We start from the raw sequence: 14,888 nt of genomic DNA, 5'->3' as shown, positions 1-14,888 counted from the left end.
ACTGCCCAGCTGATGTTGTGGGCAGCCAACTCCGACTCTTCATTAGAGATCCAGGTGATAAACAGTGAACATTTGGTAGCGGTCGCCGCTTCCGGTTGATGATGGGCTAAATTTGGGCTTTATTTTATTGAGCTGTGAGGACTCAATCGGGACACTGTCCGGCTGCTCATCGACAAGCAGCACACGCACGAGGCTCCCGCGCTCGTCGATGATAAAAGCAAGGCGCGCCGAGAATAAGGGCGAACTTGGGGGGGCAACAATTGCCTTCGCACACTGTGACAGGACTAAGCGCGCAGCACGGATGTCCTTAGCCGACAGGGGGGCGCTTCCCGTCGCCGTGTGACGCCCCCCTAACCCAAATTGATTAATGACTGCAGCGGCATCCCCTGCAACAGCTTTTTCATCGTAGGCACTTCCAAGCGCCTTTTTGCAACGCTCAAGCAGATTTCCGGCAAGACCAGCTTCCACATCTGGCACGCCACTACCTTCATCTCTATTTAGATCGCTGAAGTGAGCATTCACCACTGCCCATACTGCCGCTTCCCTTGGCTCTCCCAGCTTGAGTTCCACCTCTATAAGACGAGGGAGCGCGTCCAGCTGCCCACCCACTACGGCATTGCTCAGATAGCGCGCCGCCTTAGCGTCATCCTCGTCGACCAACTTTGCTGGCCCTCTCTTGCCCCAAGCGTAAAGCGTTCCGAGCAGGTACAAAGCCTGCGCATCCTTTTTATCGGCAAGTTGCTCTGCATCTTGTAGCGCCTGTTGTCGTGCATCTTCAGTAGCCGTATTGTCGAATAGCGCCGTGACATCCTGCGCCCCCAACGTCCCTGATTCCGCATCGCTGCTCAGGCTGACACCTAACATCAGCAGTCCGATAGCAAGGTTACAGCCCAGCATCTTGTTACGATACAAAGCGCACTCCCGATTTTTCATAACTGGCGCTGCCTCAGGACAAATATTCGACCCGATCTTCTCCAGCCGTTCAAATTATGCTACGGCAAACTCCAGGCCCTGCCGGTAGAACCGCTGCGCTTCCTCGCTATTCTGGGTCTGCTCGCACAGACGCGCCAGTTCAAGGTAGGCGGTTGGTGACGGAGCAACGCGCAGGGCCGCATCGAGATAGCTGCGCGCCTTGCCCCACAGCTTGTTGCGCAAACAGACCCGGCCGGCAGTGATCAGCAGCTCCGGCCGCTCGCCGTATTGCTTGAGCCAGCCTTCGATCGCCGCCAGCTGCGTCAGCGGCTCGGCCGCGTGCAGCTCGCCGTACAGCGCCGCCAGATCGGCATCCCAATCCTTGTTCAGCACGTCGCTGGCGAAAGCCAGGGCCTCGGCATGCGCATTCAGCCTCGCCAGACCGCGCACATACTCGTTGCGCACGGCGGGAATACGGCGAAAGTCGCGCGGCGTTGCGTCCCAGACGACCTTCAGGCGATCGAGCCGCGCCAGACGCTGGCCATCGATCAGGCATTCGATGAGCGCATGCGTCAGCAGCTCGCGATAGCGCTCTTCACTGAGCAGCTCGCGCATGCCGGATTCGAGCAACAGTTGGCGCAGCGACTCCCACGAGCACAAGCCCTCGTAGCTGACCGCGAGCATCTCGGCCGCATACGGATGGCGGGCATTGATGCCACGCAGCTTCAATGCGGTGTCGCGTGCGGCGGCGAATTCGCCGCGCTCGATCTGCAGCTCGGTTTGCGTCAACAGCGTCGCGAATTCCATCTCCGGCGCGATCTCGCTGGCCAGTCGCAGATAGTGATCGCGACGCTCGCCGGCACCGAGACGCTGCGCGGCGCGTGCCGCGGCCAGATAGTTCAGGTGACCGGCGTGGTGATCGGCAGCGCGGCGTACCAACTCGATCTCGGCACGCTTCCAGTTGCCTTCGAGTAGGCGCAGCAAACCGGCCTCGAACGATTGTTGCGCTTTTTCCTCACGGCGCCGCGCCAGCAGGCGCTGCACCGTCACCGGCAGCCGCACGCCGGCAACGACCAGCCGGAACAGCACCCAGGCGGCAAACAGCACACCGGCGATGCCGACCAGCAGGCCGAGCACCGAAGTCTCGACCACCCAATGATGGAAACTGATCAGCACATAGCCGGTTTCGCTGCGCAGATAGAACGCCGCCGCCGCTCCGCAGGCGAGCACGACGAGCGCGAAGATCAGCGTCCGGATCATGGCGTGGCGCTGGCCGGTTCGGGCTGCTTCATGAAGGCGCGCAGCAGACCGAGGCTACGGCTGATGTCCGGCAGCGGCGGCGACAGGTCGAGCGGCTGCAACCGTTCAAGCTCGGCGTGCGCAGCCGCCACGCCGGGATCGTCGCCCTGGAAATAGGTGTCGAGCCAATGCGATGCGGATTCACACAGATCGCGGAAGCTGGTCGTATCGCCGCGCAGCAAGGCGACACGGGCGCCTTCCAGCTTCAGTGCCAGCACCTGCACGACCAAGGTCTCCTGCTCGGCACTGAGCAGGTGTGGCGACGGGCCGGTGTCGTGGCGCACGGTAAAGATGCTCGACAACGCCTCCCGGATCGACGCCCCGGCGCGCGCGTACCACGGCGCATCGGCCGCAACGTCGGTGCGTTGCGCAACCGCCTCGAAGCGCGATGGTGCGCGCGCCAGCAGCGGCAGGTGCGGCGCGCGCTGGATCAGGCTCGACAGTGTCAGCGCTGCGCCTTGGTAGTCCGGCAACGGCACCGCCTGCAGTGCGGCCTTCTCCTGCGCCAGCGCCTGACGCACCGGCAGCAGGCGCGGCTCCTTGAGCGCCGCGAGACGCGAATCGGCTTCGTCGATCGCCGAAACAGCGGCCGGCACGTCACGCGCCAACTGCAAGCGGTCATTGGCGAGCAGCAACAGCTGTTCGATCGAGACCAGCTGGAAGCGCTCGCGGCCGCCGGCAATCTGTTCGCGCAGCTGGCCGACCAGCTGGTCATGCGCGTCGATGCGCTTGCCCATCTGCTCGAGCTGGGACGCATCACGCTGCTCGGTCGCCTGCAGATCGCGCGATTGCGAGGCGAGCTTGTCGGACTGCACCTCGAGCGCATTGAGGTCGTGCGTCATGCGCTGCAGCGCGTCGGCCTGACCGTGGTAGTAGTCGGAAATGCGCAGATAAAGCCAGGCGCCGCCACCGACGACGATCGCCAGTAGCATCAGCGAGAACAGCCAGCGCAGACCACCGTGCGGCGGGTGCTCGGCGGCGGGCGATTCGGCGGTCTCGGATTGTTCGTCGGTCACGATCGGTGCCACTGTTCCAGACATTGGACAAAAGCGGAATCGGCAACCTGGTCCGGCACCATCGGCGTGGTGCGAAAGCCGAGTTGCCGCGCGTGTTCTACCACACGCTGGCTTGGCACAACCAGCGGCAGCCGCTGCAGAGTCGCCCGCGCCGGCGTTTCCGACAATAGATCGACCAGCCGCGTCAGCGCCTCGCCGCTGGTGACGATGGCCGCGTCCGCGTCACCGACCACCTGCGCGACCATGGCCGGCGCGTACGGCAGGGCGATGCGCCGGTAGACCGCAATCACATCGACCTGCGCGCCGCGCGCGCGCAGCGCCGACGCCAGGAGCTCGCGGCCACCCTCGCCGGTCACGATCGCGTAGCGGCGCCCCTGCACCGACTGCAATGCCGGCAGCGCCAGCAGGCCCTCGCTCGAATAGGCGCCGTCTGGCAGATCGACGTCGCGCCCCTGCGCAAGCAAGGCCGCGGCGGTCGCCGAGCCGACCGCGAAGAGTGGCGGCCAGTCGCCCGGCATCAGGCGTTGCGCAAACTGGACCGCATTGGCGCTGGTGAAGATCCAGGCGTCGGCGGCCGCAGCCTGCTCGAGTGCGCGCGCCGCGGCCGCCGGCTGGCGAACCGCTTCGATCGTCTGCAGCGGCAGCGGCAACGCCTGCGCGCCGCGCGATTCAAGCAGCCGGGTCAGCGAGGCCGCCTGCGCCGCTGGCCGCGTGACCAGCACGCGTACGCCCTGCAGCGTGGCGTCGGCGCTCACGTCACCGTGATACCGAGCGCCGCGAGGATGTCGCGCGCGCCTTGCGCCAACAGCCGCGTCGCCAGCGCGTCGCCAAGTGCGGCGGCATCGGCCACCGGCCCCTCGATCTGTTCGCGGATCAGCCGCGAACCGTCCGGGGCGCCGACCAGGCCGTCGAGCCGCAGGCGCGTGCCGTCGATATAGGCGTGTCCCGCCACCGGCACCTGGCATGCGCCGCCGAGCCGTGCATTCATCGCGCGCTCTGCGGCCAAGCGCGCCGCCGAAGCGGCGTCGGCCAACGGCGCCAGCAGTGCGTGCGTGCGCGCATCGCCGTCACGGCATTCGATGCCGATGATGCCCTGGCCGATGGCCGGCACGAAGCGCGCCGCATCGAAGCTTTCGCGGATACGCTCGCCCAGACCGAGCCGCACCAGCCCGGCGTGCGCGAGCAGGATCGCGTCGTAGTGGTTCTCGTCGAGCTTGCGCAGCCGTGTACCGAGATTGCCGCGCAGATCGCGCACCGTCAGATCGGGGCGCATCGCGCGCAGCTGCGCCTGACGGCGCAGGCTCGACGTGCCGACCACGGCGCCGTCCGGCAAGGCATCGAGTCCGGCAAAGCGATTCGAGACGAACGCGTCGCGCGGATCCTCCCCGGTCATGAACGCCGCCAGCACCAGCCCGTCCGGCTGCTGCGCCGGCACGTCCTTCATCGAGTGCACGGCGATGTCGGCACGCGATTCAAGCATCGCCTGTTCGAGTTCCTTGACGAACAGGCCCTTGCCGCCAACCGCCGCCAGCGGACTCGACAGCAGCTGATCGCCGCGGGTCGTCATCGGCACCAGACTGACGTCGAGGCCCGGATGCGCGGCTTCGAGCCGGGCTTTGACGTGCTCGGCCTGCCACAGGGCGAGCGGTGACTCACGCGTTGCGATTTTCAGAAGCATGCGATGTGTGATGGAGGGTGGGAGCGTGGCGGGGCGACTGGCGCCAGCCGCCAATCGCCCCCACCACTCAAGCTTCGGTCAGAAACCGTCTGACCTCGGCGAGCCGGCGGCGCGACACCGGCAGCGATTGCGCGGCGTGCTTCATTTTCAGCCAGTGATGCTGTTCGCCGTGCCGGTCGCGTTCGAGACTGGCGATGAACTTGGTGTTGACCAAAGCCTTGCGATGCACACGCAGAAACTGCGGCTGCAGGTCGTCCTCAAGCGTCTTTAGCGATTCCTCGATCAGCACTTCGCCGTGCATGTGCGCGACAGTCGTGTACTTCTGATCGGCCAGGAAGTAGACCACTTCCTGCGTCGGCACGCGGATCAGGCCGTCGCGCGTCGTCGCCAGAATGAATTCGCGCTTGAGCTGCGAGCTGGTGTCCACCACCGACGACGGCTTGTGCGCGCGGGTCGGCTTGCGCACACGCTGTAGCGCGTCGCGCAGCTTCTCCATGCGGATCGGCTTGAGAAGATAGGCCGACGCGTTGGCGTCGAACGCCGACAACGCGTGCTCCGAATATGCGGTGGTGAAGATCACCGCCGGCGGCATGTCCATTTCGGCAAGCTGACGACCGACCTGCAAACCGTCGATGCCGCCCATGCGAATGTCGAGCAGGACCAAATCCGGCTCCTCGTCGTCGATGACGTCGAGCGCGGTTTCGCCGTTGTCGGCCTCGCCGACAATTTCATACCCCGGAAATTCTTGCAGCAGACGCTTGACGCGTTCCCGCGCCAAGGGTTCGTCATCCACGATCACGACGCGCATTCTTGTTTCTCCTCTTCGCACTAAGCAGCCGAAGTCGCTTCCGGCCGCATCATACGCGGCAGCACCAGTCGCGCCCGAAACACCCCGCCTTCCAACCGCAGATCGCGGCCCAACTCCAGCCGCGCCCCGCCACCGTAAATCAGCTTGAGGCGTTGGGCAATGTTGTCGGTGGCGACGCGATTGCCCTGACGCTCCGGCTGATTGGAGTCGGCCATCGGGTTGCTGACCTCGATCACCAATCGCCCGAAGATCTCACGCGCGGCGATGCGCACGACCCCACTTTGCGACAGACGCGAGATACCGTGGTGCACGGCATTCTCGATCACCGGCTGCAAGATCAGCTTCGGCACCTGCCATTCGAGCACATCTTCCGGCACGTCCCATTCGACGATCAGTCGCTCGCCAAGACGCAGCTTCTCGATCCGCAGATAGGCATGACACAGGCCGATCTCTTCAAGCAGCGGCGCCACCTGCAAGCCCTTGCCGAGGCTGGCGCGAAACAGGTCGGCAAGATCCTCGACCATCATCTCCGCTTCGTCCGGGCGCACCTGGATCAGCGCCGCCAGGCTGTTGAGCGAATTGAACAGGAAGTGCGGGCGGATGCGCGCATTGAGTGCCTGGTAACGCGCTTCACCTTCGGCGCGGACCTGCATCGACCACTGGTTGCGCACCCAGAAGTAGCGCAACAGCAGGAATGCGACGAACGCGGCGATCAGCGCGTGGCGCAGCACGAAGGCGACGCGGCCTTCGCCGTAGCCCCCCAGGTCCCAGTGCATGTACAGGCCGAACAGGTAGGCCAGATCAGAGATCACCGCGGTAATGACGACCAACAGACCCCAGCAGACGAAGAACACCACGCCGGCGCGCGCGTAGCGCAACCAGCGCCGCGCCCAGCACAAGGTCGCTGCCGAGCAAATGCCGATCCACTGCAGGTACAGGGTCAGCAACAGCCAGCGCTGCAGCAGGCCGGCGCCGATGCCGCCGTTGGCCAGGGTCAGCACCGCCGCGACCACCGCCATCGTGAACGCCAGCGACAGCACCGGACGCGCTTCGCAGAAGTTCGGAATCAGGTCGAGGCTGTGGCGGCGCGAGGGCGCGATCTGCTGCACGGCACGAGGTCTGGTGCCGGGACGTCCCCGGCGGCCGACACTGTGCCGTCTCGGCGCGGCGCTCGGCAAGCCGGGAACTTATAATCACCGACCTTTTTCACTGTTGCCTGCCATGTCTGCCAATCAGAAGCTCTGGGGCGGCCGCTTCGTCGAATCCACGTCCGCGCTCGTCGAGAAGTTCTCCGAGTCCGTGAGCTTCGACGCCCGTCTGTACCGTCAGGACATCGCCGGCAGCAAGGCGCATGCGCGCATGCTCGGCAAGGTCGGCGTGCTGTCCGCCACCGACGTCGACAAGATCGTCGCCGGACTCGATGCGATCCTTGCCGAGATCGAGGCCGGTCGCTTCGAGTGGAGCGAGAAGCTCGAAGACGTACACATGAACATCGAGGCGCGGCTGACCGAAGCCATCGGCGACGCCGGCAAGCGCCTGCACACCGGCCGCAGCCGCAACGATCAGGTCGCCACCGATCTGCGCCTCTATGTGCGCGACGTGATCGACGAGCTGCTGCAACTGATCGACCGCGTCGGCGATGGCCTGCTCGATCTCGCCGAGCGCGAAGCAGACAGCGTGATGCCGGGCTTCACGCATCTGCAGATCGCACAGCCGGTCACCTTCGGTCACCACATGCTGGCCTGGCGCGAGCAGATGCTGCGCGACCGCGCGCGCCTCGTCGACTGCCGCAAGCGCATGAACCTGCTGCCGCTCGGCGCCGCAGCGCTGGCCGGCACGGTCTATCCGATCGACCGCCACGACGTCGCCGAGCAGCTTGGCTTCGACGGCGTCACCGAGAATTCGCTGGACACGGTGTCGGATCGCGACTTCGCGCTCGAATTCTGCAGCGCCGCGAGCCTGATCCTCGTACACCTGTCGCGCTGGAGCGAGGAGCTGATCCTGTGGTCGACGCCGATGTTCGCCTTCGTCGACCTGCCCGACCGCTTCTGCACCGGCAGTTCGATCATGCCGCAGAAGAAGAATCCGGACGTGCCGGAGCTGGTGCGCGGCAAGACCGGCCGCGTCATCGGCAATCTCAACGCCTTGCTGGTGCTGATGAAGGGCCAACCGTTGGCGTACAACCGCGACAACCAGGAAGACAAACCGCCGCTGTTCGACACGGTCGACACCGTCACCAACTGCCTGGCCGTCTACGCCGACATGATTCCGGCGATCAAGGTTCGCCGCGACAACTGTCGAAGCGCAGCCGCCAAGGGATTCTCGACCGCGACCGATCTGGCCGACTACCTGGTCGGCAAGGGCCTGCCGTTCCGCGACGCGCATCACGTCGTCGGCAGCACGGTCGCCTACGCACAGGACAAGGGTTGCGATATCGCCGAGCTGAGTCTCGGCGAACTGCGCCGCTTTTCGCCGCTGATCGGCGAGGACGTCTACGAGCGCATCACGCTCGAAGGCTCGCTGGCGGCACGCAATCACTACGGCGCGACCAGCCCGGCCCAGGTCCGGGCGGCGATCGCCCGCGCGCGGAGTGCGCGCAAGGAATAAGGTAGCCATGAACAGCAAGACGCCGGACACCCCGCATTGGGATCTCGGCCGCATCGTCACCGAGCTGCGTCAGACGCGTGAGCGCTGGCGTGCCGGCCGCAGCCGCGATTTCAACAGCCGCGAATTTCCGTCGCGCGACAAGATCGATCAGGTCTGCCTGCTGCTGCGCAGCGCGCTGTTTCCGCTGCGCCTCGGCCCCGCCGATCTGCGCCGAGAAGGCGAGGACTTCTTCGTCGGCCACGCCCTCGACAGCGCGCTGACGACGCTGCGCTGCGAGGTGCAGCTGGAGATCAGCCACCTCGAACGCAGCGGCGACACGCCGATCAGCGATGCGCAGGCGCGGCAGCGCGCCGCCGAGATCGTCACCGCCTTCGCCAACGCGCTGCCGCGCCTGCGCCAACTGCTCGACACCGACGTCGAAGCGGCGTTTCGCGGCGATCCGGCGGCGCGCAGCGTCGACGAAGTGCTGCTCTGCTATCCGGGCGTGCTGGCGCTGGTCCATCACCGCATCGCGCACGAGCTGTATGCGCTCGGTGCGCCGCTGATCGCGCGCATCGTCGCCGAGCTTGCGCATTCGGAAACCGGCATCGACATCCATCCCGGCGCGACCATCGGCCCGCACTTCTTCATCGATCACGGCACCGGTGTCGTGATCGGCGAGACGGCGGTGATCGGCCAGAACGTGCGGCTCTACCAACACGTCACGCTCGGCGCCAAGCGCTTCGAAACCGCCGAGGACGGCTCGCTCGAAAAGGGCCAGCCACGCCATCCCATCGTCGAGGACGACGTGGTGATCTACGCCGGTGCGACCATCCTCGGCCGCGTCACGATCGGCCACGGCTCGACCATTGGCGGCAACGTCTGGCTGACGCGCAGCCTGCCGGCCGGCAGCAGCATCACGCAGGCCAGTTCGCAGTCGCGCGATCCGCACGAGAACGGCTCGGCCTGAGCCGCACGCGAAGCACAAAGGCCGCCGCCGGCACAATGACCGGCGGCGGCCTCTTTCGTTCGCCCCTCCAGCGCGCGGCGCCGGCCCGGATCAGCCCAGATAGGTGTAGCCCGACAGCCCCGCGTCGAGTTCAGCGTACAGCGCGTCCTGCTCGGCCTGCGGCAGACCGCTGGCGACGAGCTTGGCGCGATAGCCGGCTTCGAGCTGCTCCGGCAGCAAATGCACGTAGCGCAGCAATTCGTCGGTGCGGTCGCCCAGCTCGGCACCTTCGAGACGCCAGCCGCCGGCCTCATCCAGCACGACGTTGACGGCATTGGTGTCGCCGAACAGGTTGTGCATGTCGCCGAGGATTTCCTGATAGGCGCCGACCATGAAGAAGCCGATCAGGTAACGATCGCCCTCTTCGAAGTCGTGCAATGCCAAGGTCGGCATCAGCCCCTCGCGATCGACGTATTGATCGAGGCGGCCGTCGGAATCGCAGGTCAGATCGCAGAGCCGCGCCCGAACGTCGGGGCGCTCGTCGAGGCGGTGGATCGGCATGATCGGAAAGACCTGGTCGATGGCCCAGGCGTCGGGCACCGACTGGAACACCGAGAAATTGCAGAAATACTTGGCCGCGAGCTTTTCACGCAGCTCGTCGAGTGCATCACGCTGCGCGCGGATCGACGGATCGAGCTTGGGCAGCACCGCGCGCGACAACGCGAAGTACGCGCGCTCGGCGTAGGCGCGCTGCGGCAGGTTCAGCAGCCCCAGTGTGTACTGCGCCTGCGCGTCGGCGAAGAACTGCGCGGCATCGTGCAGCGTCTCGATCGGCCCCTGCTGGTCGATCTGGTCGAACAGTGCGTAGAGCTCGTGCAGCACCGCCGGCGCGTCGGTGGCCGGCGCCTCCAGCGCCTGCTGCGGAATCTCGTCGCGGTCGACGACGTCGGCGATCAGCACCGCGTGGTGCGCAGTCAGCGCGCGGCCCGACTCGGAAATGACGTTCGGCTCCGGCATGCCTTCCGCCGCACAGACCTCCTGCAACGGCCGCAGGATGTTGCGCGCGTATTCGCGCAGCGAGTAGTTCATCGAACAGAACGAGCGCGAACGGGTACCCTCGTAGTCGACGCCGAGACCGCCGCCGACGTCGACGACGTCGATCGGCGCGCCGAGCCGTCGCAGTTCGACATAAAAGCGCGCCGCCTCGCGCAGGCCCTTGGCGATGTCCTGCACATTGGCGACCTGCGAGCCGAGGTGGAAGTGGATCATCTGCACCGACGACAGACGGTCCGCGGCGCGCAGCATCTCCACCGCTTCGAGCAGCTGCGACGAGGTCAGGCCGAACTTGGCCTTCTCGCCGCCGGTGTTCTGCTGAGTGCTGGTGAAGTTCGACGTCAGGCGCACGCGCAGACCCACCACCGGCGCGACATCGAGATCCTTCGCGGCCTCGATCAGCAGCGGCAACTCGGAGAGCTTTTCGACGACGATGTAGACCTGATGGCCGAGCTTCTGTCCGATCAGTGCGCGACGGATATAGGCGCGGTCCTTGTAACCGTTACAGACGATGACGCTGCCGGGGCGCGCCAGACCGAGCACCGCCGCCAGCTCCGGCTTGCTGCCGGCCTCGATACCGACGCGCTCGCCACCATGCGCGACGATCTGCTCGACCACATCGCCTTGCTGGTTGACCTTGATCGGGTAGACCGCCGTGTAGCGGCCGTTATAGCCCAGCTCGCCGATCGCCTGCGCAAAGGCATCGGTCAGCTGGTCGACGCGGTCGTGCAGGATGTTGACGAAGCGCACCAGCACCGGCAGATCCAGGCCCTCGGCGGGCAGGCGTCGCGCCAGCTCGTAGAGGTCGATGGACGTCCGGGTCTTTTCGCGAAACGGCAGGACATGGACATGCCCGTCGCGCACGTCGAAATAGCCCTCGCCCCACTGCGGAACGTTGTACAACTCGCGCGCCTGCACCGCGTCCCAGTGTTGCGCCACCGCCACCGCCTTGTCATTCATTTCGCGTCGTCACCCGATATACTCGCCCGCCTTAAGGGCGTGCGGCCGCCATTGTAAGTGCTGCATGGTGACAGCGAGCATCACGCCCGGCGGAATCCCGCCATCATTGTTCACGCCAAGCCGTAACCGAGAGACGTCATGACGCTGGATCGCAGCTGGTTCACCGAGCCGATGGAAAGCACCGGCACCGCGTTTTCGCTGAAGGGCGAAAAGGTGCACGAGGAACAGACGCCCTACCAGAAGATCGAGATCTGGAAGACCGAAACCTTCGGCTGGCTGATGACGATCGACGGCTGCACGATGGTCTCGACCCGCGACAACTTCCTCTACCACGAGATGATGTCGCACCCGGCGCTGAACTCGCACCCGAATCCGGAGACCGTCGTCATCGTCGGCGGCGGTGACTGCGGCACGCTGCGCGAGGTGCTCAAGCACCCGGAAGTGAAGTCGGCCACCCAGGTCGAGATCGACGAGCGCGTCACGCGCCTGTCCGAACAGTACTTCCCGGAGCTGTGCGACAAGAACGACGACCCGCGCGCGACGCTGTTCTTCGGCGACGGCATCCAGTGGATGAAGGACGTCGCGCCTGGCTCGGTGGACCTGATCATCATCGACTCGACCGACCCGGTCGGCCCGGCCGAGGGCCTGTTCGGCAAGCGCTTCTACCTGGACTGCATCCAGGCCCTGAAGCCGGACGGCATGCTGGTCCAGCAGTCGGAATCCCCGCTGCTGCACCTCGAACTGATCACCGAAATGCACACCGCGATGCGCGAGGCCGGTTTCGCGCAGACGCAGTTGCTGCACTTCCCGCAGGTCATCTATCCGTCGGGTTGGTGGTCGGGCTCGATCGCCTGCAAGCAGGCCGGCGCGCTGGCGTCACGCCTCGACGAAGCGGCAATCGATGCACTCGGCTGCAAGTTCTACAACGCCGACACGCATCGCGCCGCGTTTGCGTTGCCGACCTATGTGCGCGACGCGCTGAAAGCCTGAGCGTCTGACGGCGCCCGCGCGGCGTCAGTGCGCATCCGACGCGTTGGCGTCCGCGTCGGATGCCGCGTCCGGTAGTTCGCCGCCGCAGGCACTGCGCGCCTGCGCTTCGGCCCGCGCCACCAGTTCCTGCTTCTGGTCGTCGCTGTAGCTGTGCTCGTTACCGAGCGCATCGCGCTCGACGATCTTGCTGGCGCGCCGGTAGTTGTCGAGCGTGTCGCGCTTCTGCTGGCAGTCGGAGGAATCCGCCGACGCGGCCGCGGGGGCATCCGTCGGCGCCGGCGTCGCACCATTGGCATCGCCGACGGTGACGCGCTTCCAGCCCGGCTGCGCGGTGTCACTGAAATGCACGCGGCCGGCGGGGTCGATCCACTTGTAAACAGGCCCCGCGGATGCCGCGCCGGCAGTCAGAGCGGCGCAGGCGGCCAGCAGCAGATACGCGGGGGCGGACGTTTTCATCGCGGTTCCGAACAGTGGGAGCGCATCAGTCTCGCCGTTCGCGGTCGCCGATGCAAAGCTTCCGAGGGCGCGGCTGCGCCGGTGTTTAGCGCCGATGTCCGGGCAACAAAAAACCCGCCGCGCGGAAGCCGCGGGCGGGTTCGACAATCCGCAACATGCGGCGTCAGACGGCGTCGACTCCCGACTCGCCGGTACGGATACGCACCGTCTGGCCAAGGTCGTACATGAAGATCTTGCCGTCGCCGATCTGGCCGGTCTTGGCGGCCTTGAGGATCGCATCAGTGGCCTTCTCGGCCATGTCCGGCGATACGGCGACTTCGATCTTGACCTTCGGCAGCAGGTCGACGGTGTACTCGGCGCCGCGATACAGCTCGGTGTGGCCCTTCTGGCGGCCGAAACCGCGCACTTCGGTGACCGTCATGCCCTGAACGCCGATGTCCGCCAGCGCCTCGCGGACCGCGTCGAGCTTGAACGGCTTGATGATGGCAATCAGCATTTTCATGGCGTTCTCTCTACTTATTTCGAATTGCGCTGCGCAGTCTAGCATCCGCGGATGACACGACCAGCAGCACCCCCGCCACCGCTGTTTGCAAGCCCTGTGCCGCTTGTGCGGCTCCGCATGACGCAAAGTCCAAAGTCATGTGACGGAGTGCACAAAAAAGAAAAGGGGCGGATGCTCGCGCATCCGCCCCAACCCACCGGAGATGAAATCGGTTGGTTTACAGGTGATAACCCTGCTCGCCGTGCAGCGAGACGTCGAGGCCTTCGGCTTCGGCTTCTTCGCTGACGCGCAGGCCACCGCAGACGACCTTGGTGATCATCAGCAGGATGAAGCTGCCGACGCCGGTCCAGACCAGCGTCGTCAGGACGCCGATGACCTGCACCGTGAACTGCGCGCCGAAGCTGTTGTGACCTTCGGTGCCGACCGTGCCGAAGCCGCCGAGCGACGGGGCCGCGAACACACCGGTCAGCAGCGCGCCGACGATGCCGCCGATGCAGTGCACGCCGAAAGCGTCGAGCGAGTCGTCGTAGCCGAGCGCGTTCTTGAGCTTGGTCGCCGCCAGGAAGCAGATCACACCCGCCGCCAGACCGATGGCGATGGCGCCCATCGGGCCTGCCGTGCCGGACGCCGGCGTGATGGCAACGAGGCCAGCCACCGCACCCGAGGCGATACCGAGGATGGTCGGCTTGCCGCTGACGATCCACTCCGCGAACATCCAGCCCAGCGCCGCAGCGGCGGTCGCGATCTGCGTGGCCATCATCGCCGTACCGGCAACGCCGTCAGCCGCGAGTTCCGAACCGGCGTTGAAGCCGAACCAGCCCACCCACAGCATCGAGGCGCCGACCAGCGTGTAGCCGATGTTGTTCGGCTTCATCGCGGTTTCGCCGTAGCCCTTGCGCTTGCCGAGGACCAGCGCGCAGACCAGGCCGGCGATACCGGCGTTGATGTGCACGACCGTGCCGCCGGCGAAGTCGAGGATGCCCTTGCTGCCGAGCCAGCCGCCGCCCCAGACCATGTGGCAGATCGGCGCGTAGCAGACCGTCAGCCAGAGGGTCATGAACACCAGCATCGCGGAGAACTTCATGCGCTCAGCAAACGCGCCGACGATCAGCGCCGGGGTGATGATCGCGAAGGTCATCTGGAAGCACATGAACACGCTTTCCGGGATCGAGCCGGACAGCGCTTCGACGTTGATGCCCTTCATGAAGAACTTCGAGGTGCCACCAATGATGGCGTTCATCGTCGTGCCTTCGGTGAACGCGAGGCTGTAGGCGTAAACGGCCCACAGGATCGTCACCAGCGACGTGATCGCGAAGCACTGCATCATCACGCTGAGCACGTTCTTGGTACGAACCATACCGGCGTAGAACAGCGCCAGGCCGGGGATGGTCATGAACAGCACCAGCGCCATCGACGTCAGCATCCAGGCGGTGTTGCCCGAATCCAGCGTCGGCTTGGCTTCTTCAGCCGGCGCCGGCGCTTCTTCGGCCGGTGCAGGCGTGGCGGCTGCGGCCGCAGCGTCGTCCGCAGGAGCGGCGGCCGTGGCGGCATCCGGAGCCGCCGTTTCGGCAGCGGCCGGGGCCGTGTCGGCCGGAGCCGTCGTGTCCTGTGCCCAGGCAACCGGCCCGAGGCCAAAGGCGGCCGCGAGCACAGCGGCACTTAGAAATTTGCGCATCATT

At 65.8% G+C, this 14,888-nt stretch carries 14 protein-coding genes; 3 read left to right on the top strand and 11 right to left on the bottom strand.

The annotated features are described in order from the left end of the window. Nucleotides 1-42: 42 nt before the first annotated feature. The 7 genes from G7Y82_RS06920 to G7Y82_RS06890 all read right to left on the bottom strand — a co-directional run bounded on the left by G7Y82_RS06920 (nt 43) and on the right by G7Y82_RS06890 (nt 6,822). Nucleotides 43-912: a hypothetical protein gene (locus G7Y82_RS06920; RefSeq protein WP_168147303.1), complete on the bottom strand. Its 870-nt coding sequence runs from the start codon at nt 910-912 to the stop codon at nt 43-45. A 75-nt stretch (nt 913-987) separates the two neighbouring features. Further along, entirely contained in the window at nt 988-2,172 is a 1,185-nt protein-coding gene (locus G7Y82_RS06915) for a heme biosynthesis HemY N-terminal domain-containing protein (protein ID WP_168147302.1), read from the bottom strand. Beyond that, complete coding sequence (locus G7Y82_RS06910; protein ID WP_168147301.1) at nt 2,169-3,227, bottom strand: uroporphyrinogen-III C-methyltransferase; 1,059 nt, start codon at nt 3,225-3,227, stop codon at nt 2,169-2,171. The genes G7Y82_RS06915 and G7Y82_RS06910 overlap by 4 nt, the downstream gene beginning before the upstream one ends. Next, nucleotides 3,224-3,982, bottom strand: coding sequence for a uroporphyrinogen-III synthase (locus G7Y82_RS06905; RefSeq protein ID WP_168147300.1), 759 nt, complete (start codon nt 3,980-3,982; stop codon nt 3,224-3,226). Before G7Y82_RS06905 ends, G7Y82_RS06910 begins: the two co-directional genes overlap by 4 nt. Then, on the bottom strand, nt 3,979-4,905 hold the full coding sequence (gene hemC / locus G7Y82_RS06900) for a hydroxymethylbilane synthase (RefSeq protein WP_168147299.1): 927 nt from the start codon (nt 4,903-4,905) through the stop codon (nt 3,979-3,981). Before hemC ends, G7Y82_RS06905 begins: the two co-directional genes overlap by 4 nt. A gap of 67 nt (nt 4,906-4,972) precedes the next feature. Then, entirely contained in the window at nt 4,973-5,713 is a 741-nt protein-coding gene (locus tag G7Y82_RS06895) for a LytR/AlgR family response regulator transcription factor (RefSeq protein WP_168147298.1), read from the bottom strand. Nucleotides 5,714-5,733: 20 nt separating this feature from the next. Further along, nucleotides 5,734-6,822, bottom strand: a complete 1,089-nt coding sequence (locus G7Y82_RS06890) for a sensor histidine kinase (RefSeq protein ID WP_168147297.1) — start codon at nt 6,820-6,822, stop codon at nt 5,734-5,736. A 112-nt stretch (nt 6,823-6,934) separates the two neighbouring features. On the opposite strand from G7Y82_RS06890, the gene argH reads away from it, so the two are divergent. Both argH and epsC read left to right on the top strand, forming a co-directional pair. After that, nucleotides 6,935-8,320: an argininosuccinate lyase gene (gene argH / locus G7Y82_RS06885; protein ID WP_168147296.1), complete on the top strand. Its 1,386-nt coding sequence runs from the start codon at nt 6,935-6,937 to the stop codon at nt 8,318-8,320. A 7-nt stretch (nt 8,321-8,327) separates the two neighbouring features. Then, complete coding sequence (gene epsC / locus G7Y82_RS06880; protein ID WP_168147295.1) at nt 8,328-9,269, top strand: serine O-acetyltransferase EpsC; 942 nt, start codon at nt 8,328-8,330, stop codon at nt 9,267-9,269. Between the two features lie 90 nt (nt 9,270-9,359). Here epsC and speA read toward each other — a convergent pair whose 3' ends face one another. Next, nucleotides 9,360-11,261: a biosynthetic arginine decarboxylase gene (speA, locus tag G7Y82_RS06875; protein ID WP_168147294.1), complete on the bottom strand. Its 1,902-nt coding sequence runs from the start codon at nt 11,259-11,261 to the stop codon at nt 9,360-9,362. A gap of 138 nt (nt 11,262-11,399) precedes the next feature. On the opposite strand from speA, the gene speE reads away from it, so the two are divergent. Continuing rightward, nucleotides 11,400-12,251: a polyamine aminopropyltransferase gene (gene speE, locus G7Y82_RS06870; RefSeq protein ID WP_168147293.1), complete on the top strand. Its 852-nt coding sequence runs from the start codon at nt 11,400-11,402 to the stop codon at nt 12,249-12,251. A gap of 24 nt (nt 12,252-12,275) precedes the next feature. On the opposite strand, the gene G7Y82_RS06865 is transcribed toward speE, so the two are convergent. The 3 genes from G7Y82_RS06865 to G7Y82_RS06855 all read right to left on the bottom strand — a co-directional run bounded on the left by G7Y82_RS06865 (nt 12,276) and on the right by G7Y82_RS06855 (nt 14,884). Then, on the bottom strand, nt 12,276-12,707 hold the full coding sequence (locus G7Y82_RS06865) for a DUF4124 domain-containing protein (RefSeq protein ID WP_168147292.1): 432 nt from the start codon (nt 12,705-12,707) through the stop codon (nt 12,276-12,278). 163 nt (nt 12,708-12,870) lie between these two features. Further along, a complete protein-coding gene (locus G7Y82_RS06860) occupies nt 12,871-13,209 on the bottom strand; it encodes a P-II family nitrogen regulator (protein ID WP_168147291.1) in 339 nt (112 codons plus the stop codon). 217 nt (nt 13,210-13,426) lie between these two features. Then, complete coding sequence (locus tag G7Y82_RS06855; RefSeq protein WP_168147290.1) at nt 13,427-14,884, bottom strand: ammonium transporter; 1,458 nt, start codon at nt 14,882-14,884, stop codon at nt 13,427-13,429. Between the last annotated feature and the right edge of the window lie 4 nt (nt 14,885-14,888).

It is taken from the genome of Solimonas marina (genome assembly GCF_012241385.1).
Classification (GTDB): Bacteria; Pseudomonadota; Gammaproteobacteria; order Nevskiales; family Nevskiaceae; genus Solimonas; species Solimonas marina.
The sequence above is the reverse complement of the archived record's forward strand: the minus strand, read 5'-3'. Positions and strand labels throughout refer to the sequence as shown.